18 protein-coding genes are annotated in these 20868 nt (G+C 60.4%); 11 read left to right on the top strand and 7 right to left on the bottom strand.

All coding sequences use genetic code 11. The features are described 5' to 3' along the window. Positions 1-489 precede the first annotated feature (489 nt). A complete protein-coding gene (locus G9X67_RS25390) occupies positions 490-1272 on the top strand; it encodes a response regulator transcription factor (protein WP_171599960.1) in 783 nt (260 codons plus the stop codon). A 15-nt stretch (positions 1273-1287) separates the two neighbouring features. Here the strand turns inward: G9X67_RS25390 and G9X67_RS25385 are convergent, their stop codons facing one another. Further along, positions 1288-1608, bottom strand: coding sequence for a hypothetical protein (locus G9X67_RS25385; protein ID WP_171599959.1), 321 nt, complete (start codon positions 1606-1608; stop codon positions 1288-1290). A 383-nt stretch (positions 1609-1991) separates the two neighbouring features. Here G9X67_RS25385 and G9X67_RS25380 point away from each other — a divergent pair, with 383 nt between their 5' ends. The 5 genes from G9X67_RS25380 to G9X67_RS25360 are packed head-to-tail and all read left to right on the top strand — an operon-like array spanning position 1992 to position 7396. Next, entirely contained in the window at positions 1992-3014 is a 1023-nt protein-coding gene (locus tag G9X67_RS25380; RefSeq protein ID WP_171599958.1) for a UDP-glucuronic acid decarboxylase family protein, read from the top strand. A gap of 1 nt (position 3015) precedes the next feature. Then, positions 3016-3999, top strand: coding sequence for a UDP-glucose 4-epimerase GalE (gene galE / locus G9X67_RS25375; RefSeq protein ID WP_171599957.1), 984 nt, complete (start codon positions 3016-3018; stop codon positions 3997-3999). Continuing rightward, the gene (locus G9X67_RS25370) at positions 3996-5864 is read left to right on the top strand and encodes a glycosyltransferase family 2 protein (protein WP_171599956.1); all 1869 of its coding nucleotides are present in this window, start codon (positions 3996-3998) and stop codon (positions 5862-5864) included. Before galE ends, G9X67_RS25370 begins: the two co-directional genes overlap by 4 nt. 38 nt (positions 5865-5902) lie before the next feature. Then, entirely contained in the window at positions 5903-6424 is a 522-nt protein-coding gene (locus G9X67_RS25365) for a DUF995 domain-containing protein (RefSeq protein ID WP_138332045.1), read from the top strand. 3 nt (positions 6425-6427) lie between these two features. After that, entirely contained in the window at positions 6428-7396 is a 969-nt protein-coding gene (locus tag G9X67_RS25360) for a glycosyl hydrolase (protein WP_171599955.1), read from the top strand. Between the two features lie 64 nt (positions 7397-7460). On the opposite strand, the gene G9X67_RS25355 is transcribed toward G9X67_RS25360, so the two are convergent. Next, a complete protein-coding gene (locus tag G9X67_RS25355) occupies positions 7461-8756 on the bottom strand; it encodes an ABC transporter substrate-binding protein (RefSeq protein WP_138388545.1) in 1296 nt (431 codons plus the stop codon). Between the two features lie 146 nt (positions 8757-8902). Between G9X67_RS25355 and G9X67_RS25350 the strand changes: the two genes are divergently transcribed. From G9X67_RS25350 to G9X67_RS25340, 3 genes are all read left to right on the top strand, one after another. Continuing rightward, positions 8903-9922, top strand: coding sequence for a LacI family DNA-binding transcriptional regulator (locus G9X67_RS25350; protein ID WP_138388544.1), 1020 nt, complete (start codon positions 8903-8905; stop codon positions 9920-9922). Between the two features lie 127 nt (positions 9923-10049). Beyond that, positions 10050-11906: a DUF2264 domain-containing protein gene (locus tag G9X67_RS25345; RefSeq protein ID WP_171599954.1), complete on the top strand. Its 1857-nt coding sequence runs from the start codon at positions 10050-10052 to the stop codon at positions 11904-11906. Continuing rightward, positions 11903-12913 carry a hydroxyacid dehydrogenase gene (locus G9X67_RS25340; RefSeq protein ID WP_138332050.1) on the top strand — a complete coding sequence of 337 codons (1011 nt, stop codon included), beginning with the start codon at positions 11903-11905 and terminating at the stop codon, positions 12911-12913. The genes G9X67_RS25345 and G9X67_RS25340 overlap by 4 nt, the downstream gene beginning before the upstream one ends. Before the next feature lie 91 nt (positions 12914-13004). On the opposite strand, the gene G9X67_RS25335 is transcribed toward G9X67_RS25340, so the two are convergent. The 5 genes from G9X67_RS25335 to G9X67_RS25315 form a co-directional block, all read right to left on the bottom strand. Continuing rightward, positions 13005-14282 (bottom strand): Gfo/Idh/MocA family oxidoreductase, encoded by a 1278-nt coding sequence (locus G9X67_RS25335; RefSeq protein ID WP_138388541.1) that lies wholly within the window; start codon positions 14280-14282, stop codon positions 13005-13007. A gap of 41 nt (positions 14283-14323) precedes the next feature. Then, entirely contained in the window at positions 14324-15154 is an 831-nt protein-coding gene (locus G9X67_RS25330; RefSeq protein ID WP_171599953.1) for a sugar phosphate isomerase/epimerase family protein, read from the bottom strand. A 137-nt stretch (positions 15155-15291) separates the two neighbouring features. Further along, on the bottom strand, positions 15292-16455 hold the full coding sequence (locus G9X67_RS25325; protein WP_171599952.1) for a DUF993 family protein: 1164 nt from the start codon (positions 16453-16455) through the stop codon (positions 15292-15294). Between the two features lie 3 nt (positions 16456-16458). Next, the gene (locus G9X67_RS25320; protein ID WP_020052297.1) at positions 16459-17607 is read right to left on the bottom strand and encodes a Gfo/Idh/MocA family oxidoreductase; all 1149 of its coding nucleotides are present in this window, start codon (positions 17605-17607) and stop codon (positions 16459-16461) included. Positions 17608-17738: 131 nt separating this feature from the next. Further along, positions 17739-18416: a TetR/AcrR family transcriptional regulator gene (locus tag G9X67_RS25315; RefSeq protein WP_138332054.1), complete on the bottom strand. Its 678-nt coding sequence runs from the start codon at positions 18414-18416 to the stop codon at positions 17739-17741. A gap of 198 nt (positions 18417-18614) precedes the next feature. Between G9X67_RS25315 and G9X67_RS25310 the strand changes: the two genes are divergently transcribed. Together G9X67_RS25310 and G9X67_RS25305 are read left to right on the top strand one after the other, a co-directional pair. Beyond that, complete coding sequence (locus G9X67_RS25310) at positions 18615-19901, top strand: ABC transporter substrate-binding protein (protein ID WP_138332055.1); 1287 nt, start codon at positions 18615-18617, stop codon at positions 19899-19901. A 6-nt stretch (positions 19902-19907) separates the two neighbouring features. Beyond that, positions 19908-20867: a sugar ABC transporter permease gene (locus G9X67_RS25305; protein WP_017962699.1), complete on the top strand. Its 960-nt coding sequence runs from the start codon at positions 19908-19910 to the stop codon at positions 20865-20867. The last annotated feature ends 1 nt before the right edge of the window (position 20868 follow it).

Raw genomic sequence — 20868 nt, 5'->3', positions numbered from 1 at the left:
GACACCAATTCGGGCTAAGGCCGATTTGCCCTGCCCGAATAGCCCTCGAACAGCTCCAGTCGTCGGAGCGCTAAGATCTGTTCGGCGTCGGCATCGGCGAGCAGCTATAGTCGAGGGCTCCCCGGCATTCGCTGCAGGGTTGAAAGGCACCTGTCGACGGTTTGCTGTCTCATATCCGGCCCGCCCTGCATAACTAAAATATGACAATTTGTACTGAAATATTACATTCAACTGATCATCTATAGTCGGAGCAAATATAGCCCTGAAGTATATATTGCAGCGAAAATACAACCAAAGCTTTGTATCGTATCGCTTTTTGTCCGTTAAAACTAATCACTTTGGGCCATTTCCTTCCTTCTCAATCCGTATTAACATAATTAAGAAATGTCTAAAAAATAAGGCGATGACATTCGGGGCCGGCATTTCTTACTATCTTATACCCGCCATCGCTCAACGTTTTAGTAAAGTGTAACGCTAGGGGAGGCGTAAATGTTCATGACAGGCTCAGGAATGGAGAATGCGGACCAGGGAAGGAAGTTGGGTCCGTCCGGAGATAATATACTAGTGGTAGCAAAGGCGGATCTATTTTCAGAATGCATGGTAGAAGCACTGGCAAAGAAATTTCCGAACTGTGAAGTGTCAAGCATAACGAGTACAAAGCCGATGCTGGAAAAAGATGCCAGCGATATGAAACTCGTTTTATTTTATCATATACCCGGCCCGGAGCTTCACGAAGCGTTGCAGGCTGCCCGCGAAAACCACCCTGAAACCTCGATCGGACTTGTCGTCGAAGCTATCGACATGCTCGAGCCCTATGTCAGCCGGCTGGTAGAAGCGCGGATCATCGATGGCGTCCTGCCACTCAACCTGCGGCTCGATGTCTTCATGGCTGCAGTGGATCTGCTGATGAAGGGCGGCGAACATTTTCCGTCAGCACTTCTCAATCGCCTCACCAACAAAAACGCCCAGCTGGAGCCTTCACTCTATCAGACAAAATCGGTCGATGCGGCCCGCAGCAATGCGCTCAAGCTGAGACGCGACAGCATCTCCGCTTTGACGACCCGGGAGGTTCAGATCCTGGATCTCATATGCAAGGGCACGCAGAACAAGATCATCGCCGACAAGCTGCATCTTTCCGAGAATACCGTGAAGGTTCACGTCCGCAACATCTACAAGAAGATGAACGTCCGAAACCGCACGGAAGCTGCATCCCGTTTCTTCAACGAGCATCCCGCCGGTGAAGACGACATGTCCGGCCGGTGGCGCAATTGATCTGACGCTTTTGCTTCAGATCGGGGGGCGTGCAAAGCAGCGTGACTTCTGTCCGAAGCCGCTTGGAGAGCAGATATAGGGCGCCGAGCCATGATAGGCTACGGCGCGGACCATTGCCCCCGCCGGGCGCTCGGCCCGATTTGCCGGATAGGCATACGCCTTGGAAACGCGCGGCGCCTCGACCACGGCGATATTCTTCTTCGCGACGACCGCGATATCGTCGTCGACGACCGTGCAGGCCGTCAGTCCGATCGCAAGAAGCGACGTTCCCCAGGCGAACATCGCCGAGCGGATACGCCGGCCTTTCAGCTGCGCTGCATCTTGTTTTTTCAACATGCCAAAACCCCTCGCATATGGCGCTTCCGGATGCAAGACCGGCGGTGCAGTTGCGCTCGGCCAATCTCCCGTCTTCCCCTTTATATTAGCTGCATTGAGTGGAGCTTGAGCGACGGGTGAAAGCATTGTGGCGGAGAAGTGTTAAGTGTGATTAATCATCTGTTACCTTGAAGAATACTTGTGTAATTATTTTGGATACTTGAACCTTTTAAAGTTGACCTTCACGCTAATCGTCTTATCATTTGAGTAGTAAATCAGTTATACCAAGAATAACTACAAAGTTATTCATGTCTTGATAGGGAGTTCACGAACATCCAGACGGATAGGAAGACTTGAAGCGCATAAATAAATCAAAAGACTAAATCCAGGGGAAGGAGTTTGTAATGCGTAGTTTCGTTCCCAGCGAAAGCCATTCTGAAGTGTCAGGCATCCCGGTAGCGCAAGCGTTGCGCACCGTTCTTGTGAATGGCGGGGGAGGTTTCCTCGGTTCACATCTCTGCGAAAGGCTTCTGCAGCACGGCCACCGTGTCATTTGCCTCGATAATTTTTCCACCGGCCGCCGTGCGAATGTCGATCACATTGCGTCGAACACTCGCTTCCACATCGTCGAGCATGATGTTCGCCAGCCCTTCGACATCGAAGCGTCGCTCATCTTCAATTTCGCCTCCCCGGCCTCTCCGCCCGACTATCAGCGGGATCCTGTGGGAACGCTGCTCACCAACGTGCTCGGCGCCGTCAACACCCTGGATTGCGCGCGAAAGACGGGTGCGATCGTCGTCCAGTCGTCGACGTCGGAGGTTTATGGCGACCCGATCCACAGCCCGCAGCACGAATCCTATTGCGGCAATGTCAACCAGATCGGACCGCGCGGCTGTTATGACGAGGGCAAGCGCAGCGCCGAAACCCTGTTTTTCGACTATCACAGGACTTATGGCGTCGACATCAAGGTCGGCCGCATCTTCAACACCTACGGACCGCGCATGCGCCTGGACGACGGGCGGGTGGTTTCCAATTTCATCGTGCAGGCCCTGCGCAACGCGGATCTGACGATTTATGGCGATGGCCAGCAGACCCGTTCTTTCTGCTATGTCGACGATCTCATCGAGGGTTTCCTGCGTTTTTCGGCCGCCGGCAGCGCCTGCAACGGCCCGATCAACCTCGGCAATCCAACCGAAATGACCGTTCGACGCCTGGCGGAAATCATCCGGGACCTGACGAACTCGCGTTCCCGGATCGTCCACCTGCCGGCGGTCACCGACGACCCCCGTCAGCGGCGGCCGGATACTTCCCGGGCCATGGCCGAGCTTGACTGGCAGCCCCGCATCGGGCTCGAAACCGGCTTGGCTCGCACCGTCGACTATTTCGACGGACTGCTCGCCGGCACAGAGAAGGCGGAGGTCGTATGAGATGCCCCGCTACATTCTCGTCACCGGCGGCGCCGGTTTCATAGGCAGTCATATCTGCAAAGCGCTGTCGCGCGGCGGCATGATCCCGGTTACCTACGATAATCTCTCGACCGGACATGCCGACAGTGTCCGCTGGGGGCCGCTCATCCGGGCGGAACTTGCCGACGCAGCCGCGCTGCGCCGGACCCTTGCCGAGTTTTCGCCCGATTGCGTCATCCATTGTGGTGCCAATGCCTATGTCGGCGAATCCGTCGAGATGCCGAGGAAATATTACCGGAACAACGTCGTCGGCAGTCTGACATTGCTGGAGGCCTGCCTCGACCAGGATATCGACCGGATCATCTTTTCGAGCAGTTGCGCCACCTATGGCGTCCCCGCCTCGCTGCCGATACGGGAGGAAAGCCCGCAGCACCCGGTCAATCCCTATGGACGCACCAAGCTGATTTTCGAAATGGCGCTCGAGGATTTTGCCGCTGCCTACGGCATCCGCTTTGCCGCACTGCGTTATTTCAATGCGGCCGGAGCCGATCCAGACGGCGAGCTCGCCGAGCGTCATCAACCCGAGACCCATCTCATCCCGCGCGCCCTTCTCGCCGCCGCCGGCAGGCTGGAGCGGCTCGATATCTTCGGCACCGATTATGCGACCGAGGACGGAACCTGTGTTCGCGACTATATTCATGTCAGCGATCTCGCGCAGGCGCATCTCGCGGCCGTCAATCATCTGTTGGCGGACGGCGGCTCGCTCAGCGTCAATCTCGGCTCCGGCCGGGGCACCTCGGTGCGCGAGATTCTCGAGGCGATCCATCGCGCCAGCGGCCGCGAAGTCCCTGTGCGTTATCGCTCCCGCCGCGTCGGCGATCCGCCGATCCTCTTTGCCAATACTGCAAGGGCGAAAGCGGAACTCGGCTTCTCGCCGGCTTTCTCGGATATCGATACGATCATCCGCACCGCCGGTCCCACCTTCGGGCTGGAGATGAGGGCATGAGCAATGTCTCGCAAATCGGCCATGGCGTCAGGACGGCCAAAGCCGTCACTGCTGATGCATTCGATCCTGTTTTCACCGGCTGGAACCGTGTCGCCTATGGCTTCGGCATTCTCTGCTGGCTGACGGCACTCGGCTATTTCTGGATCTGGTGGTGCCAGTCCGCCCATATCATTTCCTGGGCCACCTTCGTGCTCGTCACCCTCGTGCTTGCCTGGATCACGCTTGTGCCGGCCTATTTCATCCTGATCTTCCTCGATGCGAGGACGGTCAGCCCTCGCGCAGGGCTGCCGGAAGGGCGGGTGGCTATGGTCGTCACCAAGGCGCCGTCCGAGCCCTTTGCCGTCGTCCGCACTACGCTGCAGGCGATGCTCGACCAGATCGGCGTCGATTTCGATGTCTGGCTCGCCGACGAGGACCCTTCGGAGGAAACCAGGCGCTGGTGTGCGGCGCACGGCGTGCTGATCTCCACCCGAAAAGGTGTGGCGGAGTATCATCGCACCACCTGGCCGCGCCGGACGCGTTGCAAGGAAGGCAACCTCGCCTATTTCTACGACCATTTCGGCTATGCGCGCTACGATTTCGTCGCCCAGTTCGATGCCGACCATGTGCCGACGCCGACCTACCTCCGTGAAATCCTGCGCCCCTTCGCCGATCCCGAGATCGGCTACGTCTCCGCTCCGAGCATTTGCGATGCCAATGCCGGGACAAGCTGGGCGGCGCGCGGCAGGCTCTATGCGGAGGCAAGCCTGCACGGTTCGCTGCAGACGGGTTACAACAACGGCTGGGCACCTCTTTGTATCGGCTCCCATTATGCGGTTCGCACCGCCGCCCTTCGTCAGATCGGCGGCCTCGGCCCGGAACTTGCGGAAGACCATTCGACGACGCTGATGATGAATGCCGGCGGCTGGCGTGGCGTGCATGCCGTCGATGCGATCGCGCATGGCGACGGACCGGCGAATTTCACCGACCTCGTCGTCCAGGAATTTCAGTGGTCGCGCAGCCTGGTCACCATTCTGTTGCAGCATTCGCGCCGCCACATCATGCATCTGCCCTGGCGGCTGAGGTTCCAGTTCGTGTTCTCGCAGCTCTGGTACCCGCTCTTTTCCGTCTTCATGGCCATGATGTTCCTGCTGCCGGTTGCTGCGCTGCTGACGGGCCGTGTCTTCGTCAATGTCACCTATCCGGATTTCCTGCTGCATTTCGCGCCGATGTCGATTGTCTTGACGCTGTTTGCCTTCTTCTGGCGGACAACGGCAACCTTCAGGCCGCACGATGCGAAACTGCTCGGCTGGGAAGGGCTTGCCTTCATCTTTCTGCGCTGGCCATGGTCGCTTGCCGGCAGCCTTGCCGCTGTTCGCGACCATATCTGCGGCTCCTTCGTCGATTTCCGCATCACGCCGAAGGGAAGGCAGCAGCAGCGGTCTTTGCCGCTGCGCGTCATCGCGCCCTATATCGGGCTCGCCGGCCTTTCCGCCGCCGCAATGATGTTTGCGACCGATGCCGCGGCCGCCCAGGGTTTTTATGTTTTCGCCATGATCAACCTCACGGTCTACCTGTCGCTGACGGTACTGATCGTTATTCGCCACGCGGTCGAAAACGATCTGCCGCGGCTGCCGCAATCGCGCGGGCTGTGGCTTGCGACAGCCACCGGGCTTGCGATTTTTGTCGCCGGCGGCACGCAGGCGGGGAGCCACGGCCTGCGCGGCCTCGAAGCTCTTTCGCACGGCCAGACGTTCGTCAGTTTCACCGAAACGCAATTTGCCGTGGCCGGCGCCGGCCTCGGTGGCGGCAAGACCAGGATCGTGAAATTCCACCTGAGATGGAATGGTTTCGGCAGAACCGGCCGAGACGAACAGGGTGCGTGAGCCGGCGGAACCGGCAAGTGTCGAGTATGGAGGATGTAATGAGTATCGGATCGAGACTATGGGGAGCAGCGCTTGCTCTCAGCCTGTGCCTGCCGGTGGCAGCGCACGGCGCCGAGGTCGCCAAAAAGCAGGCGCCGACGCCGCTCAGCGCCTATGAGCTCTATCGGATCTACGGCGACAAGACCTGGACCTGGAACACCGGCGGCGGCCGTTTCTTCGACGACGGCCGGCGGTTCGTCGCCTGGAGCAACGACAAGGGGAAGCCGTCCTTTGCTGAAGGCAGATGGGTGGTCGACGATCTCGGCCAGCTCTGCATGCGCGCCACCTGGACGAATGCCGAGGGCGCGGCCCGCGCCAGCACCTGTTTCGGACATCGCAAGATCGGCAACACGATCTACCAGCGGCGCCAGCCGAACGGCGAATGGTATGTCTTCCGCCACGCATCGGTTCGTCAGGATGATGAATTCCAGAAGCTTGTTCCCGCCGATACCGTGAGCGCGAAGGCAAGCGAAGTGAAGCAGATCCTGCTGAGCCAGGAAATAGCCCGAAAAGGAGGGTGAGCCGTGAAGAAGCTGATGAAAAACCACCTCTCGACCGCCGCGATAGCGCTGCTGCTACTGTGTGTCGCGGATCTGCCGGGCCGAAGCGAAGTGCAATATGCCGCCTTTGCCCCGAACCCGGCCGCGGCCGTGCGGACGATCATCGACAAGTGCCCCGTGCTTCACGCCGACGGCATCAAGTTCGGTGCCTACGATCCCCACGGCGATTTCGGCGCCCAGGCGAATGTCGCGACCGAAGCCCTGTTCTTACCATGGGAGGACGTCGACCTCGAGACGTTGCGCGTCGCCGATGCCTATGCGCAGGCCAGAGGCCGCAACTTGCTGATCACCGTGGAGCCATGGTCCTGGGACGTCGATTGGCGGCTGACCTCCACGGAGCTTCGCGCAAAGGTTCTGCGCGGTGATTATGATGTCAACATGCGTGCGATCGCACAGATGATCTCCCAGCTGAAAAGCCCGGTGATCGTTCGCTGGGGACAGGAGATGGAAGACAAGTCGGGTCGGTTTTCATGGTCCGGCTGGAGCCCGCAGGACTATATCGCGGCCTACAAGCGGATGATGAACATTGTCCGCCAGGAGGCGCCCGGCACCGAGCTCATGTGGTCGCCGAAGGGAGAGCCTGGCCTCGAGGCCTACTATCCCGGCGACGATTATGTCGACCTCGTCGGGATCTCGGTCTTCGGCCTGCAGCGCTACGATGAGCTTGCCTACAATGAGCACCGGACCTTCTCGGAAGCGCTGAAGCAGGGATATGATCTCGTCGCCGGCTACGGAAAGCCCGTCTGGGTGGCGGAGCTCGGCTATGAAGGCGGCGACGCTTATATGAAGCCGTGGATCGAAACGGTTACGTTGAAGCAGAGCGCCTTCCCCAATCTGCAGGAAGTGGTCTATTTCAACGATCGGGATGTGCACGCTTGGCCCTTCAATCTCGGCCGGCCGGACTGGCGCGTGGTCGAAAGCCTGGGCAACTGACATTCCAAAAAAAGAGAGGTCCGCCGGGGTGTTGCGGGCCTCTCCTCTCATGTCCGGCGACCGATCATCCCTTGATCGTTGCCTTACCCTCTTCGATCAGCCGGGTTGCCGCATCGGCGGGCGAGACCCGTTCGAAGGCGAGTTCGTCACAAATCGGGCGCAGCACGCGCTGATCGAACTGCGTCGATCCCATCGGCGCCGGCGCCGGATATTCGCCGACCTGATCCTTGAGGAGATTGACGTATTTGACCGTTTCCTGCTCCGTCGGGTTGAGCTGGGGCAGGATGGCTTCGCGCACCGTCGGCGACATCGGCACGCCGCGCTCGACGCCGAGGATCTTGCCGGCCTCGACATCGTTGACGAAGAAATTGATGAACTTCGCTGCCTCTTCGGCGTGTTTGGTCGTGGCCCCGATGCTCCAGATCAGCGCCGGACGGTAATAGTGGCCAGACGGCCCGCCCTTCTTCTCGCGTGGCAGCGTGGTGATACCGATCTTGTTCTTGATGATCAGCTGATAGCCGACCATCTGGTTGGAATAGGCCATGCCGATCGCCGACTTGCCGAGCCCCAGGCAATTTGTGTCGATCGTGTTCTGGTCGAGCGTCTGCACGTCTGCGGCGACCGTGCCGCCCTTCTTGCGCAGGTCTTCCCAGTAGGTGAACCATTCCTTGGCGTCATCGGCGTTGAAGCCGAGGGCAGCGCTTTCCTTGGCATAGAGGCTCTTGCCGCGCTGGCGTAGCCAGGCGTCGAAGACGTAGGCGTAGCGGGCGGCATAAGGTCCGCCTGCAAAGCCCTGCTTGCCGACTGCCTTCGTTAGTTCGACGGCGAGCTTGGCGTATTCTTCCCAGGTGAGATCGGGCGTCGGCAACGGCAGGCCGGCCTTTTCGAAGACAGGAATGTCGAAGAACATCGAGAAGGAGTTGAGGCCGAGACCGATGCCATAAAGCTTGCCGTCGACGGTGGTGAGCTTCAGCATATCAGCCCCGAAGCTATCTACCTTCAGCGTCGTGGGCACGAATTCGTCGAGCGCCAGGCTGGCGCCGCGCCTCGAATAGTCCGAAATCGTACTGGGCTCCAGCTGGAAGACGTCGGCGACGGCGCGGCCGGCCATCTGGGTGGCAAGCTTCGTCCAGTAGCCGTCGCCGGAGAGCGATTCGCCCACCACGGTCACCCCGGGCGATTTCGACTGATAGAGCTTGGCAACCTCGAGCGTACGCTTGGCGCGGTCGTTGGATCCCCACCACATGGCGCGCAACTGTGCGTCTTCGGCAAAGGCCGGAATGGCGCTTCCGGCGCCGAAGGCGAGGCCGGCGGCCGCGCCGGCTGAACCCATCAGGAATGAACGGCGATTGACCTGCATGATATCCTCCTTGTTCCAATATGCCCGCTGCCATCCTCCAATGGCGTTGTCAGAGCATTTCAGCAAATAGACTACGCAAAAAAAATTTTATTGCAAGAACCAATCATTTTCTTGCAAATTTGCATTATTTGCATAATGTTTGCCCCATGAACGACCAAAAAATCAGACGGCCGCGTCAGGCCGATATAGCCACATTGGCCGGCGTCTCGGTCTCCACGGTGTCACGCGTGCTCGCCAACGAACCTGGTATCAGCGAAAGCGTGCGCCGGCAGATATTGAAGGTGGCAGCCGAGAACGGCTATCCCGTCAAGCCTGCTTCCGAAGCGGTTGCGGGGGGACTGGCGCTGATTGCCAGCGACGGCGTCACCGGCACCCTCAGCGTCTTTTATGAAGCGATCGTCGACGGCCTGCGTGCCGGCGCTGCCGAAGCGGGCATGCCCTTCGAAGTCCGGCTGGTCCGCGAAGATCGAACCACGCCGGATGCCGTGCGCGACTATATGCAGACCGCAGGCGCTGAAGGTCTCTTTCTCGTTGGTATCGATCCGAACGAGATGTTGCGCGACTGGCTGCAAGCCAGCATGACCCCCACCGTTCTTGTCAACGGCACCGATCCCAGGATGCAGTTCGATGGCGTTTCGCCGGCTAATTTCTTTGGCGCCTATGAGGCGACCAGCCGGCTGATAAAGGCCGGCCATCGCCGCATCCTGCATCTGAGCGGCTCTCACCGCCATACGATCCGGGAGCGCGTGCGCGGTTTCGAGGCGGCGATCGCCGCCGTCCCCGGCGCCGAGGGCCGTCTCTTGTCCCTAGCCCTTCAAGGCAGCGCCAGCCGAGAGGCGCATGAACGCACGGCAGAAGCACTTGCCGAGAATGCTGGTTTTACCGCCGCCTTCTGCATGAATGATTTTATCGCCGTCGGCGTGCTCGAGGCCGTTACCGAGGCCGGGCTGCGTGTGCCGGAGGATTTCGCGATTGTCGGCTTCGACGATCTGCCCTGCGCGCTCATGACCAATCCGGCGCTTTCCACCATGCGTGTCGACCGCGCAGCCCTCGGGCGCGAAGCCGTTTCGCTGATGCTGTCCCGTTTCCGCAACAGGACGGCCTCTGCGCGCCACATCTGCCAGGCGGTCGTTCCCATTCCGGGAGGGACTGTTCCGAACGCCTAGAACAGGATGATTTAGGCCAAGGCCTAAAATCTGAATCCTGTGCTAAATTAAATAGTTAGAGCATGATGTCGTCCGAAAACCGCTCACACTTTTCGGCATCATGCTCTAGAACCCGTGAGTGATACCGATGACCTATGATCCCGCCAGCGCCAACCCGCTCGCCGGCAATCCGCTGGAAACCCGCGCCGATATGAGCCGCGCCCTGCTTGCGCTCTTCGATCCGCTGCTTGCCTGTTTCTCGAAGGGTAATGCCCGCGTCACCCTCAATGGCGGCGCCGCCCATTTCGACCGGGCGGCGGCCGATCTCGAAGGGTTCGCCCGCCCGCTCTGGGGATTGGCGCCGTTTGGCGCCGGCAACGGCGACTTCGCCCACTGGCATCGTTTCGCCGAAGGTCTCGCAAACGGCACTGATCCCGCCCATCCGGAATATTGGGGAAAGGTCAATGGCCGCGATCAGCGGATGGTCGAGCTTGCCGCTCTCGGTTTTGCCCTGGCGCTGGTGCCGGAAAAGATCTGGGAGCCGCTCGATGCGCGCGCCCGCGGCAATGTCGTCGCCTATCTCAAGCATGTCAGACAGTTCGACTATGCCGACAACAACTGGAAATTCTTCCGGATCTTCGTCGATATCGCGCTCGATCGTCTCGGCGCCGATTTCGACCGCAGCCTGACGCGGCAATATCTGCAGGAGCTCGAAGGCTTCTATATCGGTGACGGCTGGTATCGCGATGGAAACGTCCGCCGCATCGACCACTACATTCCCTTCGCCATGCATTTCTATGGCCTGATCTATTCGAAGCTCGTCGACGACGATTATGCAAAGCGCTACCGCGAGCGCGCGGTCCTCTTCGCCCGAGATTTCCGGCACTGGTTTGCCGCCGACGGGGCGACGATCCCCTTCGGCCGCAGCCTGACTTATCGTTTTGCCTGTGCCGGCTTCTGGTCGGCGCTCGCCTTTGCCGATGTCGAGGCTCTGCCATGGGGCGAAGTCAAGCATCTCTGCCTGCAGCATCTGCGCTGGTGGAAGGATAAGCCGATTGCCGATCGCGACGGCGTGCTGTCGATCGGTTTCGGCTATCCGAACCTGCTAATGTCGGAGAGCTACAATTCCGCCGGCTCGCCCTACTGGGCCTTCAAGGCCTTCCTGCCGCTGGCGATCGCTGAGGATCACCCATTCTGGACGGCGAAGGAAAAAGTGCCGGAACAAGCACCTGACATCGTCTCCCAGCGTCATCCCGGCATGGTGATCATGCGGGCGGGCGGCGATGTCGTTGCGCTGTCTTCCGGCCAGGAAAACCTGCAGATGCGGTGCGGCACGGAAAAATATGCGAAGTTCGCCTATTCGGCCCGCTACGGCTTCAGCGTCGAGGCCGATGAGCGTGCCTTTGCGCTCGCTGCCTTCGATTCAGCGCTTGCCTTCAGCGATGACGGCCTGCACTACCGCGTGCGCGAAACGAACGAGGAAGCCAAGATCGCAGGCGAGGTGCTGTTTGCGAAATGGTCGCCTTTTGCCGATGTCGACGTCGAAACCTGGCTCGTGCCCGCCGCACCCTGGCATATCCGCCTCCATAGGATCAGGACAAGCCGGCCGTTGCGGATTGCCGAAGGCGGATTTGCCATCGGCCGCCGGGATTTCGAGCTGGATACGCTGTCCGCTTCGGGTGGGATTGCCTATGCGGTCGGCGAAGCCGATTTCACCGGCATTCTCGATCTCGGCTCTTCGGTCAAACGTTCGGGTATTGTCCAGAAGGCAATGCCCAACACCAATGTGATCGTCGCGAAAACCCTGGTGCCGCAGCTGCGTGGGCAGATTCCGGCCGGTGAAACCATCCTGGTGACGGCGGTGCTGGCGCTTGACGATCCCGCCGCTCTCTCGTCCGCCTGGACAAGACCGCCGAAAGCACCTGAGATTGCAGTGCTGGAGGCCCTGGTGAGGGAAAAGGGCGTCACAGTCAGCGCCATCGAAGCGCCCGGACAAATGCCATGAGCCAGCCGGCCATTATCCTTGCCATGCAACCGTCGCGCACGCAGCACGTCCTGCCGGATGAGGTCCTGCGCCGGTTGAGTAGTATTGGTCGCCTGCTTGATTCCAAGCCGCTGCAGCGCTTCGACGACGAGCGTGCGAAACGTCTGCTGACCGAGGCGGAAATCCTGATCACCGGCTGGGGCGGGCCCTATGTCGGGCCCGAAATTCCCACTGCGGCGCCGCATCTCAAGTTCATCGTCCATGCGGCGGGCACGGTGAAAGGCGTCATCGACGACGCCATCTTCGAAGCCGGTATCCCGGTCAGCCATTCGGCCGAGGCCAACGCCGTGCCGGTGGCCGAATTCACGTTGGCGGCAATCATCTTCGCCGGCAAGCGCGTCTTCCGTTTCCGCGATCTCTACGTTGCCGACCGAAACCGCGACCGGACACATTTGATGCAGCGCGAAGCGATCGGAAACTATCGCCGCACCGTTGGCATCGTCGGCGCTTCGCGCATCGGCCGGCGCGTGATCGAGCTCTTGAAACCCTTCGACTATAGACTGCTGCTCTCCGATCCGACGCTTGATGCCGCCGAGGCCGCCGGCCTGGGAGCAGAAAAGGTCGATCTCGACGAATTGATGCGGCAAGCGGATATCGTTTCCCTGCATGCGCCGTCGCTGCCGTCGACGCAGCATATGATCGATGCGCGAAGGCTGTCGCTGATGAAGGACGGCGCGACGCTCATCAACACGGCGCGCGGCATTCTCATCGATGAGGCCGCCCTGCTTTCAGCGCTGAAGACCGGTCGCATCGACGCGGTCCTCGATGTCACCGATCCGGAAATCCCGGAGGCAGGTTCTACTTTCTACGATCTACCGAACGTCTTTCTGACACCGCATATTGCCGGCGCCATCGGGCTGGAACGGGCGCGCCTCGGCGAGATGGCGGTGGATGAGATAGAGCGCTTCGTGACCGGCAAGCCGCTGCTCTACCAGATCCATCAGGCAAATCTCGAAAACATCGCCTGAGGCGCGTCAAGCGGCTGAGAGCAATTCCAGCAAAAGTGCGCAGCGGTTTTGCGTCCGGAATTGCTTAAAAACAACGCTCTATCGAAGGGTATCAGCGCGACGTCCTCAGCGAATTTGGCGAACCGTCATTGGCAAGTTCAGGCATGAGATCGGCAATCTCGACCACCTTGCCGGTGCGCGAACTCGTCAGCGCCGCAATGCCGCAGAGCACCGACATGGCACCCGCCCGCGTGCCGGCGCGTTGCGCAAGCTTGTCTTCCATGTCGGGCTTGAAGATCATGTTGCGCATCCGGTCGTCGCCGCCGTAATGGCCGCCGGTGAAATGCGGAACGACGATGCGCTCTACCGCCTCCCTACCGTTCGGGAAATTGCGGATGAGCAGGATCGTGTCCTCCTTCGGCTCTTCCCAGGGCTGGGCCTCATATTGACGAAGCTCGATCCGGCCTTTGGTGCCGTTGAAGGCAAGGTGATGGCCTTCGATCGGCTGGAAGGTGTTCAGCGAATAGGAGACATGGACATTGTTACGATAACGGAGCGACACCACCATCGTATCGGGAATGTCGATGTCCTCGCGGAAGACGCAGCCATCTCGGAAGTAGCCGTCGATCTTCGAGGGATCCTCGTAGAGTGAATCGAGGAAGGGATCGGCCTCTAGATCGAGATAGTAGTCACATTCATGCGCGTGCGGACAGAGCTTGCAGCGCGGGCCGCGGAACGGGCCTTTGCGGCCGTAATTCTGCAGGTCGGCGAAAGAGGTGACGGCTTCGGGATCGCTGTCGAGATACCAGTTCAGCAGATCGAAATGATGCGTGGCCTTGTGGACGAACAGGCTGCCGGAATTTTCCGTATAGGCATGCCAACGGCGGAAGTAGTCGGCGCCGTGCTTGGTGTTCAGATACCAATGAAAATCGACTGAGGTGACCCGGCCGATCTCGCCGGCATTCAGCAATTCCTTGATCTTCGCAGCCGTCGGCGCATAGCGATAGTTGAAGGACACGTCGACCCGGCGACCAGTGCGCTTTTCGGCATCCAGAATCCGGCGAATCTTTTCGACCGAGGTCGTCATTGGCTTTTCGGTAATGACGTCGATGCCGGACTCCAGCGCCCGCACGACAATATCGTCATGCGTATGGTCGGGCGTACAGACGATGACCAGATCCGGCTTCTGCTCGGCAAGCATCGAATCGATGTTTTCGTAGAGCGGCGCATTGCTGCCGATCATGTTGCGGGCGCGCTCGCCGCGCAGCGAATTCCTCTCGACGATGGCGGTCAGGTCGACATGTTCGCGCCAGCCGGCAAGCAGATCCTTGCCCCACATGGTGGTGCCGCGGTTTCCCGTACCGATCAGGGCAAAACGGCGTTTCTCCATCGAATGATCCTCCTGCATGCGTGATGAAACAAATACTGAAATCAGGCCTGGCAGCAGCTCCTGAAGCGCTCGACGCAGGTGGCGATCACTTCGTCGGCCGGGCGTTTCCACCAGTTTTCGGCCGAAAAGATCTCCACCTCCTGCGCGCCGAAGAAACCGGCGGCCTCCACCATCCGTCTTATGCCTTTGAGGTCGATCACACCATCGCCCATCATGCCGCGGTCGAGCAGCATGTCCTTTGTCGGCGCCAGCCAGTCGCAGATGTGATGGGCAAAGATGCGTTTCATGCGGCCGGCGCGGGCGATCTGGTTGGCAAGATCGGGATCCCACCAGACATGGTAGACATCGACTGCAACGCCGACATCCTCGCCGAGCTGCTCGCACATATCGAGCGCCTGACTGAGCGTGTTCACGCAGGCACGGTCGGCGGCATACATCGGATGCAGCGGTTCGATGGCGAGTTTCACGCCGGCAGCCTGCGCATGCGGCAAAACGGCGGCAATGCCGTCGAACACCATTCGGCGCGCGGCGACGATATCCTTCGAACTATCAGGCAGGCCGCCGACGACGAGCACGAGGCAATCGGCGGAAAATGCTGCCGCCTCGTCGATGGCCCGCCTGTTGTCGTCGAGGTTTTTCTGCCAGTCGGCATCGTTCGCCGCCGGGAAGAAGCCGCCGCGGCAAAGGCCGGTCAGCTTGATGCCGTTCGATTTGACGATACGCACCGCCTCGTCGAGACCGACCTTGGCGACTTGGTCGCGCCAGGGGGCGATCGCAGTGATGCCGTGTTTCAGGCAGATATCGACGGCCTGCGCAAAACCGCATTGCTCGCGGATCGTCGCCAGGTTGATCGAAAGTCCTTCGACCTGCATGTTATTCTCCTCCCATCACTACAGCGCCGCGCGTCTCTTCAGACGCGCAAAGGACGCTGTAGCACTTTGAATTGCTGCATAATTTTGTCCTCAAACCGGTTCCGACTTAAGGACAAAATTATGCAGCAGCCCGTGCTTCAGTTGACGCCGTGGACGGCAAGCACCTGTTTCATGCGCGCCGTTGCGAGTTCCGGATCGGCGAGAACCCGGGCCTTGTCGGCCAAGCGGAAGAGTTCGGCAAGATGCGTCAGCGAGCGCGTGCTCTGCTGGCCGCCCACCATGACGAAATGGTCCTGCAGGCCGTTGAGATAGGCGAGGAAGACGACGCCGGTCTTGTAGAAGCGCGTCGGCGCCTTGAAGATGTGGCGCGACAGCGGCACGGTCGGCTCCAGCAGATCGAAGAATTCATGGTTGCTCTTGCGGCCGAGCGCTTCGAGGGCTGCCGAGGCAGCCGGAGCGATCGCATCGAAAATGCCGAGCAGTGCGTCGGAATGGCCCTCTTCGTCGCCGGCGATCAGTTCGGCATAGTTGAAATCATCGCCGGTATACATGCGCACGCCTTTCGGCAGCCGGCGGCGCATCGCCACTTCCTTCTCCTTGGAGAGCAGCGAGATCTTGATGCCGTCGACTTTGTCGGCATGGGCCTCGATCACCTCGAGGCAGGTGGACATGGCTTGGATATGATCACCATTGCCCCAGTAACCTTCGAGCGCCGGATCGAACATTTCGCCGAGCCAATGGATGATGACGGGTTCCTTGACCTGGCGAAGGATCCGGTCATAGACGCGGATATAGTCGTCCGGCCCTTTGGCGGCGGCGGCAAGCGCCCGGCTCGCCATCAGGATGATGCGGCCGCCGGCTGCCTCCACGGTTTCGATCTGCTCCTCATAGGCCCTGAGGATCGTGTCGACGGTGACGTCGGGTCCCGGCGTCAGATGGTCGGTGCCGGCGCCGCAGGCGATCAGCGCATCCTTGCGGCCGGCCGCCTCACTGAGCGCCCGGCGGATGAGGTCGCGCGCTTCCGGCCAGCCGAGGCCCATGCCGCGCTGCGCCGTATCCATCGCCTCGGCAACGCCGAGGCCGAGATCCCAGAGCCGGTGGCGGAAGGCCAGCGTCCGCTCCCAGTCGATCGCCGGCGTCAGCCACGGATCGTTGTCGGCGAGCGGATCGGCTACGACATGGGTGGCGGCATAGGCGATGCGCGGAAAGGCCTTGGCGTCGCGCTTGGCGAGCGCGATCGGCGTGCCGGTCAGCGTGTAGGGAACGATCTTGCCGTCGAGAGGGAGATTGATCGTCGTCACGGCTCAGAACTCCAGTGCGGGAACGTCGAGCCAGCGGCGCTCGGCCCAGGATTTCAGGCCGAGTTCGGCAAGCTGCACACCCTTGGCGCCGGCTTCCAGGCCATAGGGCCACGGCGCATCTTCGACGACATGGCGGATGAACATTTCCCACTGCGCCTTGAAACCGTTGTCGAAGGCCTGGGTATCCGGAACCTCGTCCCAGGTCTTGTAGAAGTCGATCGTCTGCGGCTGGTCCGGGTTCCAGACCGGCTTCGGCGTATTGACGCGGTGCTGGCTCCAGCATTTCGTCAGACCGGCGACGGCCGAACCATGCGTGCCGTCGACCTGGAAGGTGACGAGGTCGTCGCGGCGGACGCGGACGGCCCAGGAGGAATTGACCTGCGCGATCGCGCCGCCTTCGAGCTCGAAGGTCGCATAGGCTGCATCGTCGGTGTCGCAATCATAGGGCTTGCCCTGCTCGTCGATGCGGCGCGGAATATGCGTAGCACCGAGGCAGGAGACGGCTTTGACTTCGCCGAACAGATTATCGAGCACATAGCGCCAGTGGCAAAGCATGTCGAGGATGATGCCGCCGCCGTCGCCCTTGCGGTAGTTCCAGGAGGGGCGCTGGGCCGGCACGCCCCAATCGCCTTCGAAAACCCAGTAGCCGAATTCGCCGCGCACTGAGAGGATCTTGCCGAAGAAGCCGGAATCCCTGAGCAGCGCTAGCTTGCGCAGGCCGGGCAGGAAGAGTTTGTCCTGCACGACGCCATGCTTGAGGCCGGAGCCGCGCGCCTTGCGGGCAAGGTCGAGTGCCACCTGCAGATCGTCGGAGATCGGCTTTTCGCAATAGACATGCTTGCCGGCATCGAGCGCCTTGGACAGAAGTTCGGCGCGCATCAGCGTCGTGCCGGCGTCGAAGAAGATCGTGTCGTCGGGATTGGCGAGCGCGGCATCGAGATCGGTCGACCAGCGCTTGATGTTATGCTTCTTCGCCAGCTCTTCCATCTTGGCGCCGTTGCGGCCGACGATGATCGGGTCGATCTCGAGTTTCTCACCCGATTTCAGCGTGATGCCGCCCTGGTCGCGGAAGGCGAGAATCGAGCGCACCAGGTGCTGATTGTAACCCATGCGGCCGGTGACGCCGTGCAAGATGATCCCCAAGCGTGCCATTTTTTCCTCCCAGCAGATTTTTGCGGCGGGAGCGGGCATCCTCGTCCGGTCCTCCCGAGCCGGTAACTAAACAGTTACTTGATGGCAGAAGAGCAACGCGGCTGTCAATAGTCAAATCCGAATTTAGAGATTCAGCGCTTGATCGAGGTCAGTGTGACGTGGACGATATGCCTTTCCCAGGCATTGAGATGGGTCGGCTCGATCAGGTCGCGGCCGAAGATCGTCGAAAGCGTGTACTGGTTGGACAGGTAGAAATAACCGAGCGAGGCGATCGTCAGGTAGACATGCAGGGGATCGGCGGACTCGATGAAGACCCCCTGCTTTTTTCCCTGCTCGAGCACGTCCGAAAGCTCGCCGATCAGATGCGAATGCAGTTCCTTGAGCCGGACGGACTGGCGCAGCCAGCGGGCCCGATGCAGATTTTCCGTGCCGAGCAGGCTGAGGAATTCCGGATGCTGGAGGAAATAACGCCAGGTGAAGAGCGCCAGTTCGCTGATGCCTTCCTCGGGGCTGCGGTCGCCGATATGCAGCGCGCGCTCGGCGGTGCGGATGCCGACATAGGCCTCTTCGAGCACTCTGAGATAGAGCTGCTCCTTGTCGCCGAAATAGTGATAGAGCATGCGCTTGTTGGTGCCGGCGCGCTCGGCGATGGCGTCGACACGAGCTCCGCCCATGCCGTTTTCAGCAAATTCCCGGGTTGCCGCGTCAAGGATAGCAGCGCGTGTCCGCTCCGGATCGCGTTGGGCCGTCCGTTCGGTAGATGGGCGCCGAGACCTTTTCTTTTCCCCATTCCCCCCGCTGTCGTTCATCTCTCCACCTCCGTCTCACATGTTGCGCTCATAAGCCTTCGGTGCGAAATTGTAAAAACCGAATTTGAAAGCCCCGCGAGCGACACCGCTTGACACGCTCGCCGCTTTGCCCGTAGCTTGTAACCAATTAGTTATTTATGCAAGGGTAACTAGGTTCGGAAGCGTGTGGAGGCGCTTCCCTTTGGAGGAGGAAAAGAAATGACATTCCGTGTAAACAGACGTAATTTCGTCGCGGGAGGCGCCACGCTTCTCTCGCTCTCGGCGCTGGGCACCAGCGCTTTGGCACAGGAAAAGCGCTTGCGTCTCCTGTGGTGGGGCTCGCAGCCGCGCGCTGACCGCACCAACAAGGTATCGCAGCTCTATCAGTCGAAGAATTCGGGCACCTCGATCACCGGCGAATTCCTCGGCTGGGGCGATTACTGGCCGCGCCTTGCGACCCAGGTCGCCGGTCGCAACGCGCCCGATGTCATCCAGATGGACTATCGCTATATCGTCCAATATGCACGGCGCGGCGCGCTCGCCCCGCTCGAATCCTATATGCCGGCCAAGCTCAACCTCGACGATTTCGACAAGGCGCAGATCGAAGGCGGCAGCGTCGACGGGCATCTCTATGGCGTCAGCCTGGGCGCGAATTCGGCGGCCACGGTCCTGAACACCACGGCCTTCAAGGAGGCCGGCGTCGATCTGCCGACTCAGGCGACGACCTGGGAAGAGTTCGCCCGTATGGGTGCGGAGATCACCAAGGCAGGAAAACGCAAGGGCATGTTCGGTTTGGCCGACGGCAGCGGCGGCGAACCGTTGTTCGAAAACTGGCTGCGTCAGCGTGGCAAGGCGCTTTATACCGCCGACGGCAAGATCGCCTTCGACGTGGACGATGCCTCCGAATGGTACGACATGTGGGCCAAGTTCCGTGAGGCCGGGGCCTGTGTTCCTGCCGATATCCAGGCTCTCGACAAGAACGATATCGAAACCAACACGGTCTCGCTCGGCAAGTCGGCCGCCGGTTTTGCCCATTCCAACCAGTTCGTCGCCTATCAGGCAATGAACAAGGACAAGCTGGCTCTGACCAACTACATGCGCATCAAGCCGGAATCGAAGGGCGGCCACTATCGCAAGCCTTCGATGTTCTTCTCGGTCTCCGCCCAGTCGAAAGCCGTGGATATGGCCGTGGACTACGTCAATTTCTTCGTCAAGAACCCCGAGGCAGCGCTGCTTCTGGATGTCGAACGCGGCATTCCGGAATCGAGCGCCATGCGCGAGGTCGTCGCGGCAAAGCTTGATGAGAACGGCAAGGTGGCATTGGCCTATGTCAGCGGCCTTGGCGAACTCGCCGGCAAATTGCCGCCGCCGCCGCCGGCCGGCGCCGGTGAAGGTGAGCTGATGTTACGCAACATCGCCGAACAGGTCGGCTTCGGACAGCTGTCCCCCTCCGACGGCGGCAAACAGCTTGTCGCTGAAATCACGCAGATTCTCGCACGAGGCTGATCCCGTATGAGCAATGCGATGCGCACGCCCGCAGGGGCCATCAATGTGGAAAGATATCAGGGGGCCGTGGCCGAAGGACGCTTCAAGCGTCTCTGGAATGCCAATGCTCCCGGCTATCTCTTCCTTCTTCCATGGCTCATCGGCTTTTTCGGGCTGACGCTCGGGCCGGCCCTGATTTCGCTCTACCTTTCCTTCACCGACTTCGACATGCTTCAGTCGCCGCGGTGGGTGGGAATGGCGAATTACGTGCGCATCGCCACGGCGGATCCGAAATTCTCGGCCGCCATGTATGTCACCTTGACCTATGTGGTCTTCTCGGTGCCGTTCAAGCTGACCTTCGCATTGCTGGTCGCCATGGCGCTGAACCGCGGCCTGCGCGGGCTGTCGGTCTATCGTGCCATCTTCTATCTGCCGTCACTGCTGGGCGGCAGCGTGGCGATCGCCGTGCTCTGGCGCCAGCTTTTCGCCAGCGATGGCCTCGTCAATGCCGCGCTTTCGTATTTCGGTATCGAAGGTCCGAGCTGGATCTCGCATCCGAACTATTCGATCTATACGCTGGTGGCGCTGTCCGTCTGGCAGTTCGGCTCGCCGATGATTATTTTCCTGGCCGGCCTGCGCCAGATCCCGCAGGATATGTATGAGGCCGCGAGCCTCGACGGCGCCTCCAAGTTCCGGCAATTCTACAAGATCACGCTGCCGCTTCTGACGCCGGTGATCTTTTTCAATGCCGTCGTCCAGACGATTGATGCCTTCAAGGCCTTCACGCCGGCCTTCATCATATCAGGCGGCACCGGCGGTCCGATCAACTCGACGCTGTTCTACACGCTCTACCTCTATCAGGAAGCCTTCGGCAATTTCCGCATGGGCTATGCCTCGGCGCTCGCCTGGATCCTGGTGGTGATCATCGCGATCTTCACCGCCTTCTCCTTCCTGACCTCGCGTTATTGGGTGCACTACGATGACTGAG

Source organism: Rhizobium sp. WYCCWR 11152 (assembly GCF_013087615.1).
Classification (GTDB): domain Bacteria; phylum Pseudomonadota; class Alphaproteobacteria; order Rhizobiales; family Rhizobiaceae; genus Rhizobium; species Rhizobium indicum.
Note: the sequence above shows the minus strand (reverse complement) of the source record. Positions and strands in the feature narration are given on the sequence as shown.